18 protein-coding genes are annotated in these 15,535 nt (G+C 71.4%); 16 read left to right on the top strand and 2 right to left on the bottom strand.

All coding sequences use genetic code 11. From position 1 onward, the window contains the following. The first annotated feature begins 488 nt into the window (after window positions 1-488). A complete protein-coding gene (locus ABD292_RS16980) occupies window positions 489-908 on the top strand; it encodes a VOC family protein (RefSeq protein WP_344208221.1) in 420 nt (139 codons plus the stop codon). Between the two features lie 187 nt (window positions 909-1,095). On the opposite strand, the gene ABD292_RS16975 is transcribed toward ABD292_RS16980, so the two are convergent. Then, window positions 1,096-1,485 carry a hypothetical protein gene (locus ABD292_RS16975; RefSeq protein WP_344208220.1) on the bottom strand — a complete coding sequence of 130 codons (390 nt, stop codon included), beginning with the start codon at window positions 1,483-1,485 and terminating at the stop codon, window positions 1,096-1,098. Window positions 1,486-1,660: 175 nt separating this feature from the next. On the opposite strand from ABD292_RS16975, the gene ABD292_RS16970 reads away from it, so the two are divergent. The 9 genes from ABD292_RS16970 to rfbD all read left to right on the top strand — a co-directional run bounded on the left by ABD292_RS16970 (window position 1,661) and on the right by rfbD (window position 9,040). Next, window positions 1,661-2,002, top strand: coding sequence for an MmcQ/YjbR family DNA-binding protein (locus ABD292_RS16970; RefSeq protein WP_371251551.1), 342 nt, complete (start codon window positions 1,661-1,663; stop codon window positions 2,000-2,002). 45 nt (window positions 2,003-2,047) lie between these two features. After that, window positions 2,048-2,443, top strand: coding sequence for a hypothetical protein (locus tag ABD292_RS16965; protein WP_344208218.1), 396 nt, complete (start codon window positions 2,048-2,050; stop codon window positions 2,441-2,443). A gap of 55 nt (window positions 2,444-2,498) precedes the next feature. After that, on the top strand, window positions 2,499-3,410 hold the full coding sequence (locus ABD292_RS16960; RefSeq protein WP_344208217.1) for a DMT family transporter: 912 nt from the start codon (window positions 2,499-2,501) through the stop codon (window positions 3,408-3,410). 16 nt (window positions 3,411-3,426) lie between these two features. Beyond that, window positions 3,427-4,047: a GntR family transcriptional regulator gene (locus tag ABD292_RS16955; protein WP_344209077.1), complete on the top strand. Its 621-nt coding sequence runs from the start codon at window positions 3,427-3,429 to the stop codon at window positions 4,045-4,047. Window positions 4,048-4,123: 76 nt separating this feature from the next. Next, window positions 4,124-4,474, top strand: coding sequence for a hypothetical protein (locus ABD292_RS16950; RefSeq protein WP_344208216.1), 351 nt, complete (start codon window positions 4,124-4,126; stop codon window positions 4,472-4,474). A gap of 267 nt (window positions 4,475-4,741) precedes the next feature. Beyond that, the gene (locus ABD292_RS16945; RefSeq protein ID WP_344208214.1) at window positions 4,742-6,199 is read left to right on the top strand and encodes a sugar transferase; all 1,458 of its coding nucleotides are present in this window, start codon (window positions 4,742-4,744) and stop codon (window positions 6,197-6,199) included. A gap of 2 nt (window positions 6,200-6,201) precedes the next feature. Beyond that, window positions 6,202-7,269, top strand: coding sequence for a glucose-1-phosphate thymidylyltransferase (locus ABD292_RS16940; RefSeq protein WP_344208213.1), 1,068 nt, complete (start codon window positions 6,202-6,204; stop codon window positions 7,267-7,269). Further along, window positions 7,266-8,192 carry a dTDP-glucose 4,6-dehydratase gene (gene rfbB / locus ABD292_RS16935; RefSeq protein ID WP_344208211.1) on the top strand — a complete coding sequence of 309 codons (927 nt, stop codon included), beginning with the start codon at window positions 7,266-7,268 and terminating at the stop codon, window positions 8,190-8,192. The genes ABD292_RS16940 and rfbB overlap by 4 nt, the downstream gene beginning before the upstream one ends. After that, window positions 8,189-9,040 (top strand): dTDP-4-dehydrorhamnose reductase, encoded by an 852-nt coding sequence (gene rfbD / locus ABD292_RS16930; protein WP_344208210.1) that lies wholly within the window; start codon window positions 8,189-8,191, stop codon window positions 9,038-9,040. Before rfbB ends, rfbD begins: the two co-directional genes overlap by 4 nt. Here rfbD and ABD292_RS16925 read toward each other — a convergent pair. Further along, entirely contained in the window at window positions 9,022-9,600 is a 579-nt protein-coding gene (locus ABD292_RS16925; RefSeq protein WP_344208209.1) for a dTDP-4-dehydrorhamnose 3,5-epimerase family protein, read from the bottom strand. The genes rfbD and ABD292_RS16925 overlap by 19 nt on opposite strands. 56 nt (window positions 9,601-9,656) lie before the next feature. Between ABD292_RS16925 and ABD292_RS16920 the strand changes: the two genes are divergently transcribed. Genes ABD292_RS16920 through ABD292_RS16895 form a run of 6 tightly spaced genes read left to right on the top strand, consistent with a single transcriptional unit; the run spans window position 9,657 to window position 15,531 of the window. Next, window positions 9,657-10,877 (top strand): methyltransferase domain-containing protein, encoded by a 1,221-nt coding sequence (locus ABD292_RS16920; RefSeq protein ID WP_344208208.1) that lies wholly within the window; start codon window positions 9,657-9,659, stop codon window positions 10,875-10,877. Further along, a complete protein-coding gene (locus tag ABD292_RS16915) occupies window positions 10,874-11,650 on the top strand; it encodes a sugar phosphate nucleotidyltransferase (RefSeq protein ID WP_344208207.1) in 777 nt (258 codons plus the stop codon). The genes ABD292_RS16920 and ABD292_RS16915 overlap by 4 nt, the downstream gene beginning before the upstream one ends. Next, window positions 11,629-12,300: a PIG-L deacetylase family protein gene (locus ABD292_RS16910; RefSeq protein ID WP_344208206.1), complete on the top strand. Its 672-nt coding sequence runs from the start codon at window positions 11,629-11,631 to the stop codon at window positions 12,298-12,300. Before ABD292_RS16915 ends, ABD292_RS16910 begins: the two co-directional genes overlap by 22 nt. A 2-nt stretch (window positions 12,301-12,302) precedes the next feature. Then, on the top strand, window positions 12,303-13,322 hold the full coding sequence (locus tag ABD292_RS16905; RefSeq protein ID WP_344208205.1) for an NAD-dependent epimerase/dehydratase family protein: 1,020 nt from the start codon (window positions 12,303-12,305) through the stop codon (window positions 13,320-13,322). Between the two features lie 11 nt (window positions 13,323-13,333). After that, window positions 13,334-14,587 (top strand): DUF4910 domain-containing protein, encoded by a 1,254-nt coding sequence (locus tag ABD292_RS16900; protein ID WP_344208204.1) that lies wholly within the window; start codon window positions 13,334-13,336, stop codon window positions 14,585-14,587. Then, entirely contained in the window at window positions 14,587-15,531 is a 945-nt protein-coding gene (locus ABD292_RS16895) for a hypothetical protein (protein ID WP_344208203.1), read from the top strand. Before ABD292_RS16900 ends, ABD292_RS16895 begins: the two co-directional genes overlap by 1 nt. Window positions 15,532-15,535: the final 4 nt, after the last annotated feature.

Here is a 15,535-nt window from a genome sequence, read left to right as displayed (position 1 = left end):
GCCGGCGCCCTCGTCCTCAACCCCGCGGCGGCGAGGGACGTGCCGGCGACCGCCGCGCGGAGCCTGGCGCGACCCGAAGAGATGGCCACCGTGCTCTCCTTCCGGGTGGACCGACGGTCAGTGTGCGAAGCGGTACGAAATGTGTCAATTATTGTCTGAAATATTTCGGAACACACGAGGCCGGCCTGGCCGGTTCCGGGGCTGGTAGATGAAAGTTTCCTCGTCCATACTGAGGTCAGCGGGCAGGCAGGGGACGACCGCCGCCCGACCGAAACTTTCGAAAGCCACATCTGGCTGGAAATAGGCGGCCATATTGGTCAGGACATATCGACGTGTGTTCACGGCCGCCGGTAATTGCTTCATCGGGCGGCTTCCGTGGCAATTTTCTTCGTCATTCCCGTGAACGCCGTGTTAAGCCGCCATTTTCACGCCGCGCAGGTGGACAGGGTGAATAAGGAAGACGATATTGGGAGCAAGGAGGTTCATTCATGGAGGCACGCCTGGACCATCTCGTCTGCTGGGTCGCCGACCCGGCCGCCTCGCTGCGCTTCTACGAGCGGGTGGTCGGATTGCCCGGGGTCCGGGCCGAGGAGTTCCGAGAAGGCAGGGCGGGGTTCCCGAGCGTCCGGGTCGCGTCCGAGACGATCCTCGACCTCATGCCGTACGAGAGCGCCAGGGGCGTGGACGAGGGCACCGGGGTGCGGGGCACGGCGGGGCACCCGCTCAACCACTTCTGCCTGGCCGTGAATCGCGATGATTTCGACGCGCTCCAGGTGCGGCTCAAACAGAACGAGGTCGAGGTCACCGGGACCGGAACGAACTCGTTCGGCGCGCGCGGAATCGCGCCCGAGACGATTTATTTCGCCGACCCCGACGGCAATGTCATCGAGGTCCGATATTACGAGTGAACCTTTTCCGACCTGATCGCGCTGGTCAGCAGGTGCGGCGCCGGCACCCGATCTCGCCCGCCGGACTCCGACAACGTGGAGTGCCTCCCCGACCCTGCGCGGGTCGGGGAGGCAGGCGGGGAAACCCTCTCGACGGGGCCACCGTCCCGCGGGGCGGGTCACTCAGGTGGACCCGCTCGGTCGACTGTCAGCACTTCAGCGTGAGCATGCAATAGAGACCCCGTGCGTGCTTGCCGACGTACCTCTTGACCGTCGGGTGGTTCCTGAAGTGGTTCCAGCCCTTCTTCGCGATCTTTTCGAGCTGGTTCCACAGCCACATGCCGCCGGCCTTCATGATGCCCTGGCAGATCAGCCACTTCTTCAAGTTGCTCTTGAACCTCTTGCAAGGGTTGGGCTTGCCCTGGACGGCCGCCGTCAGGGCGACGGTCTCCACCGAGGCGGCGGTGTGCCCGAACGTCGACTGCGCCGCTGCGCCGCGCAGGGCGGGACCGGCCGGGGCGGCCTGGGCGAGGGCCGGGACCGCGAGAATCCCGATGGTGGTCAGGATCGCCACCACCAGCGTCTTGAGGGATCGCATCCGTTGTTCTCCTTTCCTTCGGAAGGCCCGTGAGATCACGAGAGGAAGGTAGGAGCGATCATGTTGAGGGCCTGTTGAGGCCCGGTTGAGCCGCCCAGGTTCACCGGCCACCGGAGTTGTCGGCGGGCTCTGGTAGACAGGCGGCATGGCTGTGAGCGTCGATGAGTTCCTGCAGATGCTGGACGAGCTGCCCGGGGTCAAGTTGAGCCACGGCGGCGAGTGGATCGGCGTCAAGGTGCGCGACAAGGGCTTCGGCTACCTGTGGGAGAAGACCGAGACGGTCGGGCTCAAGGCCACCGTCGAGGAGCAGCTCGCGCTGGTGGCCGAACGGCCCGAGGTGTTCGAGGTGCAGTTCACCGCGGGGCGCTTCGGATGGGTGGTCGTGCATCTCGACCGCATCGACGCCGACGAGCTGTTCGAGCTCGTGACCGAGGCGTGGTGCCTGACCGCGTCCCAGCAGATGGTGGCCGACTTCCTGGCGACCCACCCCATCGGGCAACGGGTGCAGTCCGGGTGATCTCCGTCGGTCGCGGGGGAAGGGGCGCTGATCTACCCTTTTCTGGTGGACAGCGAGAGTCTGGCCGCGGCCGGCCTCCTGGCGGCGCTGAGCCGGACGGTGGAGATCTTCGCCGACTTACGGCACCCCTTCGTCCGGCACGAGCACATCTCCACCTTCTTCCCGCCGGCCGGCGTCCGCGTCGGCATCGCCTTCGTGCTGCCCGACGGCCGCGAGGTGCGCTTCGAGGTCTCCATCGCAGCCGGCGGCGACGTCTTCCACGTCCAGGGCTCGATCACCGCCGACGGCTCGATGACCGCCGACAGCGAGACGCTGCTCGACCTGCCGCGTAAGACCCTGCCCGACATCGGGGCCGCGCTCGACGCGCTCGACGACTACGCGGGCGACGTCGCCGAGGCCGCGAACCGCACGATCGACCGGCTGCTGGAGGAGATCGCCTGAACCCCGTCCCATGATTCATTGGACTTCATTGTCTGATTGTCTGACAATGTAGGACATGAGGAACGGACCTTTCGCCGTGGTCGCCGCCGCCGTGCTCTGGGGGACGGCGGGCACCGCGGGCCTGCTCGTCTCGGCCGACAGCGTCGCGCTCGCCGCCGCCAGGCTCGTCGTCGGCGGCGCGGCCCTGGCGCTGATGGCCGGGTCCGGGATGCGGCGGGTGCTGAGCCCGGGGCTGCTGCTCGGGGCCGTGGCGGTGGCGGCGTACCAGCTCTGTTTCTTCGCCGCCGTGGCGCGGACGGGCGTCGCGATCGGCACCGTGGTGGCGATCGGCAGCGGGCCCGTCTTCACGGGGCTGCTGTCCTGGCTGCTGCACAGGCGGCGGCCGAGCCGCCGCTGGGCGACGGCCACGGCCGCGGCGATCTGCGGCTGCGCGGCCCTGATAGTGGGCGGAGGAGTCTCGGCGGGCGGGCCGGCCTCCGGACAGGTGGTGTCCGGGGTGCTGTTCGCGCTGCTCGGCGGCCTGCTCTACGCCTTCTACGCGGTCATGGCGGCCCGCGCCATCGGCGACGGCGGCGAGTCGAACGCGGTCATGGGCGTCATGTTCGGCGGCGCGGCGCTCATCATGCTGCCGGTGCTCGTCGTCCACGGCGGCGTCGGCTGGGAGCCGCGCGGCCTGCTCGCGGTGCTCTACCTGGGCCTGGGGACGACGGCGCTGTCCTACTTCCTGTACGGGCGGGGGCTGCGCAGCACGCCGGTCGCCACGGCGGCCACACTCGCCCTCGCCGAGCCCGCCGTGGCCGCGCTGCTCGGGGTGGTGGTGCTCGGCGAGCGCCTCGCGCCGGTGTCGGTCGCCGGGCTCGTGCTGCTCGCGTTCAGCCTGGCCGCGGTGGCGATCCCCGAGAGGGCGGCGCGGCCCGAGGTCCGCGTACCGGCGGAAGTGGGAGCCCCAGGCGTGGGGGAGCGTTAGAGTCGCAGGCGTGACGATGCCCCTCAAACCCGTCTCCACCGTGGGGGCGCTCGCCGACGCCCTGCGCAGCAGGGTGCTCTCGGGTGAGATCGCGCCCGGCACCCCGCTCCCCGAGCAGGAGCTGGCCGCCTCCTACGGGGTCGCGCGGCCCACCGTCCGCGAGGCGCTGGCCGTCCTGGTGCACGAGGGGCTGCTCAGGCGGGAGCGCAACCGCAGCGCCTACGTCCCCGAGGTGACGCTCGCGGACCTCGACGACCTCATGTACGTACGCCGCCCGCTGGAGGACCTGATGGCGCGGGCGATGGCCGGCCGGCGGGTGCCCGCGGCGGAGGCCGCGCTGCGGCGCATGGCGGCGCTGCCCGCCGAGGCGCTCTGGTCGGAGAGCGTGGCCGAGCACATGGCGCTGCACGAGGCGCTGATCGAGGCCGTCGGCAGCCCGCGGCTCGAACGGCTCTACGGCGTGCTGGCGGCCGAGACCCGGCTCGGGCTGGTCCGCCTGCGCGAGGTGTACGAGGACCGGGACGTGCTCGTCCGCGAGCACCAAGCCCTGCTGGACGCCATCGCCGGCGGCACCGCCGAGGAGGCGAGGGCGGCGGTGGCCGCGCACCTCAGCCACTCCTGGGGCGGCGGCGCCTGACGCCGGGAAATCGCTCCATGCGCCAATGCGCGCGAACCCTTGCGGGACGGCCATGGAACTCGCAAGAATCGCGGCCATGCACGGCAATCCGATGCCGGACTCTTACGTGTATGTCACGGAAGAGGGCGTCACCCGTCACTACGCGGACGGGAGCGTCGAGGCCCTCGCGTGGGAGGACGTCGTCGAGGTTCGTGTCGTCACCGAGCCCGGTGAGGACGTCCTTTTCGTTTTGCTCGATCGCGACGGCGAAGGTTGTGTCGTGCCCCGCTCCGCCACGGATGCGACGTTTCTTGCCCGCCTGCGTTATTTGCCGGATTTCGACCTCGACCGGCTGACGCTCGCGGCCGACTCCGCGCACGACGGCGTCGTGGTGGTGTGGCGCAGCCCGGATCCGCCGTCGGCGCTGCCCGACCTCGAATACGACTAGCGCGTTCGCTAAACCGGCCATCTGTCGAAATGTCGCCGTAAACCTCCTAAATCCCTCTTGTGGACCGCTGCACCAAATGGAGCGTTCCGTCAACCCCTCGGCGTCCCCATCAAACGTCCGATTGTGGACGTTTGATGCCATTCCCCATGTCGGAGCCGATCTTTAATCTTTAGTGGGGGCCGCCGCCCTTAAGAGGGGGTTTTGTCAACCCATGTGGTGATTGGTGCGTCGGGTTATCAGGGAGCACGAAGTTCACAGGGTGGTGTTATGAGGGTGGGGACCGGGGAGTCCGCTGTCGTGCTCCTCAAAGCCGCGCCACGCCGCGCGTCCAGCATCTGGACCCGGGCGTACCTGCGGCTGCTGCTGTACGGGGACACGACGTGCGCGCTGCTCGCCTGCGTCTGCGTGCTGGGCGCACGGCTGCTGGGCGGGGCGTTCGTCCCCTGGGTGGAGTATCTGCTCGGGTTCGGCCTGGTCGCCGGCTGGCCCCTCGCGCTCGCGATGGGCGGCGCCTACCGCCAGCGCGCCAACGGCGAGGGCACCGAGGAGTTCAAGTCCGTCTTCAACGGCGGCGTCGGGCTGATGGCCACCGTCGCCATCATGGCCTACGCCACGCAGACCGTGATCGCCCGCAGCTTCGTGATGGCGATGCTGCCGCTGGCCCTCGCCGCCACGCTGGGCTTCCGCTTCCGCATGCGCAAACGCCTGCACCGCAAGCGGGCCGTCGGCGACTACATGCGCCAGGTCATCGCGGTCGGGCACCGCGAGTCGATCATCGATCTGGTCATCCAGTTCAGGCGGCAGCCGTACCACGGCATGCGGGTCGTGGGCGCCTGCCTGCCGCCCGACCACGACCTCGACGCCGACCTCGACGGCGTGCCGGTGCTCGGCACGTTCGGGGACGTGGCGCGGGTGGCCGAGCGGGAGCGCGCCGACGCCGTGGCCGTGCTGGCCTGCCCTGAGCTGGACGGCGCGGCGCTGCGCCGGCTCGCGTGGAGCCTGGAGACCGCGCGTACCGACCTGTTCGTCGCGCCGGCGCTGCTCGACGTGGCGGGGCCGCGCATCAGCATCAGGCCGGTCGCGGGGATGCCGCTGCTGCACGTGGAGCACCCCGAGTTCGACGGCACCAAGCAGCTCGTCAAGACCGTCTTCGACCGGCTGGTGGCGGCGCTCGCGCTGCTGCTGCTCGCCCTGCCGCTGCTCGGCATCGCGCTGCTGATCCGCCTCACCAGCCCCGGCCCGGCGTTCTTCCACCAGACGCGGGTGGGCAAGGGCGGCGCGGAGTTCCGCCTGGTGAAGTTCCGGACGATGGTCGTGGACGCCGAGCGGCTGAAGGACACGCTGCTCGGCGCGAACGACTTCGACGGAGTGCTGTTCAAGATGCGGAACGATCCAAGGATCACCGCCGTGGGGGCCTTTCTCCGGAAATACTCCCTCGACGAGCTGCCCCAGCTCCTCAATGTCCTGCGCGGCGAGATGTCGCTCGTCGGCCCGCGCCCGCCGCTGCCGCGCGAGGTCGCCGAGTACGGCACCGACGTGCGCCGCCGCCTCGTCGTCAAGCCGGGTATGACCGGGCTCTGGCAGGTCAGCGGCCGTTCCGACCTGACGTGGGAGGAGTCCGTACGGCTCGACCTGCGTTATGTCGAGAACTGGTCGCTCATCCTCGACCTGCAGATCCTGTGGAAGACCTGGTCCGTCGTCACCCGTGGAGAAGGGGCGTACTAGCGGTGAAAGCACTCGTGCTCGCCGGGGGGTCGGGCACACGGCTTCGGCCGATCACGCACACCTCGGCCAAGCAGCTCGTGCCGGTCGCCAACAAACCGGTGCTCTTCTACGGCCTGGAGGCCATCGCGGCCGCCGGGATCACCGAGGCGGGGCTGGTGGTCGGCGACACCTACGCCGAGATCGAGGCGGCCGTGGGCGACGGGTCGGCGTTCGGGCTGGAGGTGACGTACCTGCGGCAGGAGGCGCCGCTCGGGCTGGCGCACGGCGTGCTGATCGCCCGCGACTACCTCGGCGACGACGACTTCGTGATGTACCTGGGCGACAACTTCGTGGTGGGCGGCATCAACGGCCTGGTGGAGCGCTTCGCGCGGGAGCGGCCGTCCGCCCAGATCATGCTCACCCGGGTCGGCGACCCCCGCCAGTTCGGCGTGGCCGAGCTGGACGCCGCTGGCCGGGTGATCGGGCTGGAGGAGAAACCCGAGCGGCCGAAGAGCGACCTCGCGCTGGTGGGCGTCTACCTGTTCAGCCCGGCGGTGCACGCGGCCGTGGCCGAGCTGAAGCCGTCCTGGCGGGGCGAGCTGGAGATCACCGACGCCATCCAGTGGCTCATCGAGGCCGGGCTGCGGGTGGACTCCTCGGTGATCTCCGGCTACTGGAAGGACACCGGCAACGTCACCGACATGCTGGAGGTCAACCGGCTGGTCCTGGAGTCGGTCGAGCCGCGCGTGGACGGCTATGTGGACGCGGCCAGCGAGCTGGTCGGCCGGGTCGTCGTCGAGCGCGGCGCGACGGTCGAGCGCTCCCGCGTGGTCGGCCCGGCGATCATCGGCGAGCGCGCCCGCGTCCGCGACAGCTACGTCGGCCCCTCCACCTCGCTCGGGGCCGACTGCGTGCTCGCCGACGCCGAGATCGCCTACTCCATCGTCATGCCCCGCGCCTCGATCTCGGGGGTGGGCCGCGTGGAGTTCTCGCTCATCGGCCACGACGCCGAGGTCACCCCCGCGCCCAACACGCCCCGAGCTCACCGTCTGGTGCTCGGCGATCACAGCAAGGTACAGATCTCCACATGACCAGAGTCCTGGTGACGGGGGGTGCGGGGTTCATCGGCTCGCACTTCGCCCGAAGCCTCCACGCCATGGACGTCACCGTCCTCGACAAGCTCACCTACGCCGGCGACCGGGCCAATCTCGAGGGCGTCAGGCACGAGTTCGTCCACGGCGACATCTGCGACGCCGGCCTGCTCGCGCGGGTCGTGCCCGGCCACGACCTGGTGGTCAACTTCGCCGCCGAGTCCCACGTGGACCGCTCGATCGCGGGCGCGGCCGAGTTCATGCGCACCAACGCGCTCGGCACCCAGACGCTGCTCCAGGCGTGCCTGGAGGCCGGGGTGCCGAAGGTGGTGCAGGTGTCCACCGACGAGGTCTACGGCTCCATCGACGTCGGCTCGTGGGACGAGTCGGCGCCGGTCCGGCCGCGCTCGCCGTACGCGGCCTCGAAGGCGGCCGGCGACCTCGTCGCGCACGCGTACGCGGTCACGTACGGGATGGACGTCTCGATCACCCGCTGCGGCAACAACTACGGCCCCCGCCAGTACCCGGAGAAGATCATCCCGCTGTTCGTGACGCGGCTGCTGCGCGGCGAGAAGGTGCCGCTCTACGGCGACGGCGGCAACGTACGGGACTGGATCCACGTGAGCGACCACTGCGCCGGCATCCGCCTGGTGGCCGAGAAGGGCGCGCCCGGCGAGGTCTACCACATCGCGGGCACGGCCGAGCTGACCAACAGGGAGCTGACCGGCCGCCTGCTGGAGGCGTGCGGCCGTGGCTGGAACCTGGTCGAGCAGGTGGCCGACCGCAAGGGCCACGACCGCAGGTACTCGCTGGACGACCGCAAGCTGCGGGCGCTCGGCTACCGTCCCGAGGTCCCGTTCGAGCAGGGGCTCAAGGACACCGTCCGCTGGTACGCCGAGCACCGGGACTGGTGGGACCGATGAGATGGCTGATCACGGGTGCGGGCGGCATGCTGGCCGCCGACGTCCTCGACCGGCTGACCAGCACCGGCGAACCGGTGCTCGCGCTCGGCCGCGCCGAGCTGGACGTGCGCGACCGGCGCGCGGTGCGCGAGTTCGTGGCCGCCTACCGGCCCGGCGCCGTGATCAACTGCGCGGGCTGGACCGCCGTGGACGACGCCGAGACCCACGAGGCCGAGGCGCTGGCGGTCAACGGCCACGCGGTGCGCTGGCTGGCCGAGGCGTGCGAGGGAGCCGGCGCGCGGCTGCTGCAGGTGTCGACCGACTACGTCTTCGACGGGGCGGCGGCGGGGCCCTACGGGGAGGACGACCCGACGGGCCCGCTCAACGCCTACGGCCGCACGAAGCTGGCGGGCGAGCGCGCCGCCCTGGACCACGGCCAGTACGTCGTCCGCACCGCCTGGCTCTACGGCGCGCGCGGCACCAACTTCGTCCGCACGATGATCCGCCTGGCCGGGGAGCGGCCCTGCGTGGACGTCGTGGACGACCAGCGCGGCCAGCCGACGTGGGCCGCCGACCTGGCGGTGAGCCTCGTCCGGCTGGCCCGCGCGGACATGCCGCCCGGCGTCTACCACGCGACCAGCGCGGGCGAGACGAGCTGGCACGGCTTCGCCAGAGAGATCTTCGCGCTGCTCGGCGCGGACCCCGAGCGGGTGCGCCCGGTGCCGACCGCCGACTTCCCGAGGCCCGCCCGCCGCCCGGCCAACAGCGTGCTCGCCTGCCGCAGGGGCGAGCCGATCCGCCACTGGCGCGAGGCGCTGCACGCCGCCTGGCCGGTGCTGGTGGGGAGCCGTCAGTGCAACGTGGCGTAGAACTCCCGGCAGGCGCCGTAGTCGGGGAGCAGCCCGGCCGCCAGCGCCTCGGCGAGGGACGGCGCCGCGGCGTCCTGCTCCGACAGCACCGGCTCCAGCCCCGCCGGCCACTCGATGCCGAGGTCCGGGTCGAGCGGGTTGACCCCGTGCTCCCCGGCCGGGTTGTAGGTCGCCGAGCACAGGTAGACGACCGTGGCCTGCTCGCTGAGCGCCATGAACGCGTGCCCCAGCCCTTCGGCGACGAGCATCGCCCGGCGCGTCTCGTCGTCCAGCACCGCCGACTCCCAGCGGCCGAAGGTGGGGGAGCCGGCGCGCAGGTCCACGACCACGTCGAGGACGGCGCCGGACACGCAGGTGACGTATTTGGCCTGGCCCGGCGGCACGTCCGCGAAGTGCACCCCGCGCAGCACGCCGGCGCGCGAGACGGAGCAGTTGACCTGGGCCACGCCGAGCGGGTGCGGCAGCTCCGCGGCCTTGAACGCCTCCAGGAAGGCGCCGCGCGGGTCGGCGTGCACGCGAGGGGTGAAGAGCCACGAGCCTTCGATCGAGAGCTGATCCACGAACGCAGCATGCCAGACCACCGCTCCGGCGCACGAGCCCTGGGAGGGATCTTCAGATGACGACCGAGGTGACGACCTGCCGTCTGTGCGGCGCGGACGAGCTCGCGGGGGTGGTGGACCTCGGCGCGACCCCGCCGTGCGAGCTGTTCCTCACCGCCGACCGGCTCGCCGCGCCGGAGCCGACGTACCCGCTGCACCTGCGGGTCTGCACGAGCTGCTGGCTGGCCCAGCTCCCGCCGCTGATCACGCCGGAGGAGACGTTCACCGAGTACGCCTACTTCTCCTCCTACTCGACCTCCTGGGTGGAGCACGCGCGCCGCTTCGTCGAGGGTGCCGGGCTCCAGCCGGGCGACTTCGTGGTGGAGGTGGCCAGCAACGACGGCTACCTGCTCCAGCACGTGGTCGAGCGGGGCGTGCGCTGCCTCGGCATCGAGCCGTCGGCCAACGTCGGCCGGGCCGCCACGGAGAAGGGCGTGCCGACGCTCACCGGCTTCCTCACCCCCGAGACCGGGCGGCAGGTGCGGGCCGGGCACGGGCCGGCCGACCTGGTGGTGGCCAACAACGTCTACGCGCACGTCCCCGACGTGGCCGGCTTCACGGAGGGGCTGCGGGCGCTGGTGGCCGACGGCGGCCGGGTCTCGATCGAGGTGCAGCACCTGCTGACGCTGGTGGAGCTCAACCAGTTCGACACGATCTACCACGAGCACTTCCAGTACTACACGGTCGCCTCCGCCCAGCGTGCCCTGGCGAGCGGCGGGCTGCACCTGGTGGACGTGGAGCTGCTGCCGACGCACGGCGGCTCGATCAGGCTGTGGGCGCAGCCCGAGGAGGCGCCCGTGTCGCAGCGGGTGGTGGACGTGCTCGCCAGGGAGAAGGCGGCCGGGCTGCACGAGCTGTCCGGGTACGCCGACTTCGCCGCCCGCGTGGCCAAGGTCCGGCGCGACCTGCTGCGCTTCCTCATCGACGCCGCCGACGCGGGGAAGACGGTGGTCGGCTACGGCGCTCCGGGCAAGGGCAACACGCTGCTCAACTACTGCGGGGTCCGGCCGGACCTGCTGGCGTACACGGTGGACCGCAACCCGTACAAGCACGGCAGGTTCACGCCCGGCTCGCGCATCCCGGTCCACCCGCCGGAGCGCATCGCCGCCGACCGGCCGGACTACGTGCTGGTGCTGCCGTGGAACCTGCGCGAGGAGCTGGTCGAGCAGCTCTCGTACGTCCGCGAGTGGGGCGGCCGGCTGGTCTTCCCCATCCCGAGCCTGGAGGTCGTGGGATGAAGGTCGTGCTGTTCTGCGGCGGGCGCGGCACCCGCATGCGCAGCGACTTACCCGGGGGCACCATGCCGAAGCCGATGCAGCTCGTCGGCCCGCGCCCGCTCGTCTGGCACGTGATGCGCTACTACGCGCACTTCGGGCACAAGGAGTTCATCCTGTGCCTCGGCCATGGGGCCCAGCACATCAAGGACTTCTTCCTGACTTATCAGGAGACCGGCTCGAACGACTTCGTGCTGCGGGACGGGCGGGTCGAGCTGCTGTCGACCGACATCTCCGACTGGCGGATCTCGCTGATCGACACCGGTCTCGACGCCACCATCGGCGAGCGGCTGCGCCGGGTGCGCCCGTTCCTGGGCGACGACGAGATGTTCCTCGCCAACTACGCGGACGTGCTCACCGACGCCCCGCTGCCGGACATCATCGCCCGCTTCGCCGCCGCCGACGCCGGGGCGTCGATGATGGTCGTGCCGCCCACCAACACCTTCCACGTCGTGGACGTCGGCGAGAGCGGGCAGGTCGGGGCCATCACGCCGGTGGCCGAGCTGCCGCTCTGGGTCAACGGCGGCTTCTTCGTGCTGCGCCAGGAGGTCTTCGAGCACCTTCCACGCGACGGCGACCTGGTCGCGGACGCCTGCGCCGAGCTGGCCAAGCGGGGGCGGCTGATCGCGTACCCGCACCGGGGCTACTGGCGGCCGAGCGACACCGTGAACCAGCGCCTGGAGCTGGACAGCGCCTGGGCGAGGGGCGAACGCCCGTGGGCGCTGTGGGAGAGATGACGGGCCTGCGCCCGGCCGGGCTCGACGCGGTCGTGGCGCTCGGCGCGCACTGCGACGACCTCGCGATCGGCGCGGGCGGCACCCTGCTCACGCTCTGCGCCGGCCGCCCCGGGTTGCGGGTGGACGCGCTGGTGCTGTCCGGCGGCGGCACCGGGCGGGAGGACGAGGAGCGGGCCGCGCTGGCGGCGTTCTGCCCGGGGGCCGACCTCGCCGTCACGGTGCTCAAGCTGCCCGACGGCCGGCTGCCCGCCCACTGGGACGAGGCCAAGAACGCCCTGGAGGACCTGCGCGCCCGCACCGCGCCCGGCCTGATCCTCGCCCCCTGGCGGGGCGACGCCCACCAGGACCACCGCGGCCTCGCCGAGCTCGTGCCGACCGTCTGGCGGGGCTGCCTCGCGCTCGGCTACGAGATCGTGAAGTGGGACGGCGACCTCGGCCGCCCCTCCGTCTACCAGCCGCTCGACCCGGAGACGGCCGAGGCGAAAGTGCGGCTGCTCCAGCAGCACTACCCCTCCCAGCGGCACCGCCCCTGGTACGACCGGGAGACCTTCCTCGGCCTGGCCCGCGTCCGCGGCGTCGAGTGCGGCGCCAGGTACGCCGAGGCGTTCCACACCAACAAGATCGTCATCGACCTGGCCTCCGGAGGCTGATCTTGCGGATTCTGTTGACCGGCCACCAGGGCTACCTGGGCAGCGTGCTGGCCCCGGTGCTGGCCGAGGCGGGGCACGAGGTGATCGGCCTCGACTCCGGCCTGTTCGCCGACTGCCTGCTCGGGCCGGCTCCCGCCGACCCCCCGGGACACGCCGTGGACCTGCGGGACGTCCCCGCCGAGGCGCTGACCGGCATCGACGCCGTCGCGCACCTGGCGGCGCTGTCGAACGACCCGCTCGGCTCGCTCGCGCCCGACCTGACCTACGACATCAACCACCACGCCTCGGTCCGGCTGGCCCGGCTGGCGCGCGAGGCGGGGGTGCGCAGGTTCGTCTACGCCTCCACCTGCTCGGTCTACGGCGCCTCGGGCGGGGACGCGCTGGTGGACGAGGACGCGCCGCTGCGGCCGGTGACGCCGTACGCCGAGTCGAAGGTCCGGGTGGAGGACGACCTCGCGGAGCTGGCCGACGACGACTTCTCGCCGGTGTTCATGCGCAACGCCACCGCGTTCGGGTTCTCGCCCCGGCTGCGGGCCGACATCGTGCTCAACAACCTGGCCGGGCACGCGGTGCTGACCGGTGAGGTGCGGGTGCTTTCCGACGGCACGCCGTGGCGGCCCCTGGTGCACGCCCGCGACATCGCCGAGGCGTTCCTGCGGGCGATCGAGGCGCCGCGCGAGGCCGTGCACGCCCGCGCGTTCAACGTGGGCACCGAGGCCAACAACGTGACCGTCAGGCAGATCGCCGACGAGGTGGCGGCGGCGGTGCCGGGCGCGGAGCTGACGATCACCGGCGAGAGCGGCGGCGACCCGCGCTCCTACCGGGTGGACTTCTCGCGCATCCGGCGGGCGCTGCCCGGCTACGAGGCCGGCTGGTCGGTCAAGGCCGGGGCGGAGGAGCTGGTGACGGCGTACCGGACGTACGGGCTCACCAAGCACGACTTCGAGCGGCGCTACACCCGGCTGGCCCGGCTGTCGGACCGGCGCGCGGCGGGCACGATCGACGCCGGGCTCCGGCCGTGACCGGCGAGGAGATGCACGAGCTCGTCCGCCGGCTCTACCCCCTGTGCCGCAGCATCACGGGCGACGGCGTCAGGAGCACCCTGGCGATCATCGGCGAGCGCCTGCCGCTGGCCGTCCGGGAGATGCCGACCGGGAGCGAGGTCCTGGACTGGACGGTGCCGAAGGAGTGGAACATCCGCGACGCCTACGTCAAGGACGCCTCCGGGCGGCGAGTGATCGACTTCCGGGAGTCGAACCTGCACGTCGTGGGCTACAGCGTGCCGGTGTCGGGGACGTACTCGCTGGCCGAGCTGCGCCCGCGGCTGCACACGCTGCCCGAGCAGCCGGGGCTGGTGCCGTACCGGACCAGCTACTACGCCGAGACGTGGGGCTTCTGCCTCAGCCAGGACGCCCTCGACCGGTTGCGCGACGAGGACGGCCCCTTCGAGGTGCGCATCGACTCGACCCTCGCGCCCGGGGCGCTGACCTACGGCGAGTACGTCGTCCCCGGCCGGCTCCCCGAGGAGGTGATGATCTCCTGCCACGTGTGCCACCCGTCGCTCGCCAACGACAACCTGGCGGGCATCGCGGTGGCCGTGGCGCTCGCGCTGCGGCTGCGCGAGCCCCGCTACACCTACCGGTTCCTGTTCGCGCCCGGCACGATCGGGGCGATCACCTGGCTGGCGCGCAACCGGTCGCGCCTGCACCGCGTGGCGGCCGGGCTGACGCTGGCCTGCGCGGGGGATCCGGGGGCGCTGACGTACAAGCGGAGCCGGCGGGGCGACGCGCTCATCGACCGGGCGGTCACGCACGTGCTGCGCGGTCGGCCGCACGAGGTGCTGGAGTTCTCCCCGTACGGCTACGACGAGCGCCAGTTCTGCTCGCCGGGCTTCGACCTGCCGTTCGGCAGCCTGACCAGGACGCCGTACGCGGGATACCCGGAATATCACACCTCGGGGGACAACCCGGATTTCGTGACTCCGCAGGCCATGGAGGACACCCTCGACGCCCTCACGCGGGTCGTCGAGGTGCTGGAGCACGAGCGCACGTACGTCAACCTCAGCCCGTACGGCGAGCCGCAGCTCGGCCGCCGCGGGCTCTACGGATCTCTGGGCGGCCGGAGTGACACGAAACAGGCCCAGATGGCGATGTTATGGGTGTTGAACCTGTCAGACGGGGAGCATGGCCTGCTCGACATCGCCGATCGTTCCGGACTGCCGTTCGCCGCCGTGAAGGCGGCGGCCGACTCACTGCTGGACGCCGGATTGCTGAAGGAGAAGGCCTGATGGACCTCAAGGTCGGTGACGTGGTGGAAGTGCGGAGCGAGGCCGAGATCCGCGCCACCCTGGACGAGCGCGGCGAGCTCGACGGCCTGCCTTTCATGCCGGAGATGGCGGCCTACTGCGGTAGGCGCCTCACCGTGCACAAGGTCGCGCACAAGCTGTGCGACACCCAGACCAGGACCGGGCTGCGCCGGATGGAGCGGGCCGTGCACCTGACCGGGGCGCGCTGCGACGGCTCGGCCCACGGCGGCTGCCAGACGAACTGCTCGATGTACTGGAAGGACGCCTGGATCAGACGGGTCGGCGAGACGCCCGCGCGGAACGCCGCGGACCCGCGCCTGCTGCCCCTGCTGGAGGTGGGCACCCGCAAGCCGGACCGGCCCGACCACTACTCCTGCCAGGCCACCGAGCTGCTGCGGGCCGCGCCTGCCTGCCTGCCGGTGCGCAGCATGGGCCAGTACGTCGCCGACGTGCGCACCGGCAATGCCGGCCTGCTCCGCACCCTGCACGCCCTGCTGATCGGCGGCTTCAACCGGATCCAGGCGGTCAGCACGCGGGTGCTGCCCCCGCGGCTGCGGCTGAAGGAAGGACGCCGCTGGGGCTTCCTCAAGCCCGCCCTGCGCGGCCGGACGCCGACGGCGACGCTCGACCTGAAGCCCGGCGAGCTGGTCCGCGTCCGGTCCAAGGACGAGATCATGGCCACGCTCAACGAGCGCATGGAGAACCGCGGCCTCGGCTTCGAGGAGGAGATGGCCCGCTACTGCGGCACCGTCACCCGCGTCCAGACGGTGGTGGAGCGCTGCGTCGACGAGCGCACCGGCGAGCTGCTCGCCATGAAGACGCCCTGCGTGACGCTGGAGAACGTGGTCTGCCAGGGCCTGCACAGCCTCAACTGCCCGCGCGAGTTCGTGCCGTTCTGGCGGGAGATCTGGCTCGAACGGGTGTGACCGC

This window comes from Nonomuraea bangladeshensis (assembly GCF_039529455.1).
Lineage (GTDB): Bacteria > Actinomycetota > Actinomycetes > Streptosporangiales > Streptosporangiaceae > Nonomuraea > Nonomuraea bangladeshensis.
Note: the sequence above shows the minus strand (reverse complement) of the source record. Positions and strands in the feature narration are given on the sequence as shown.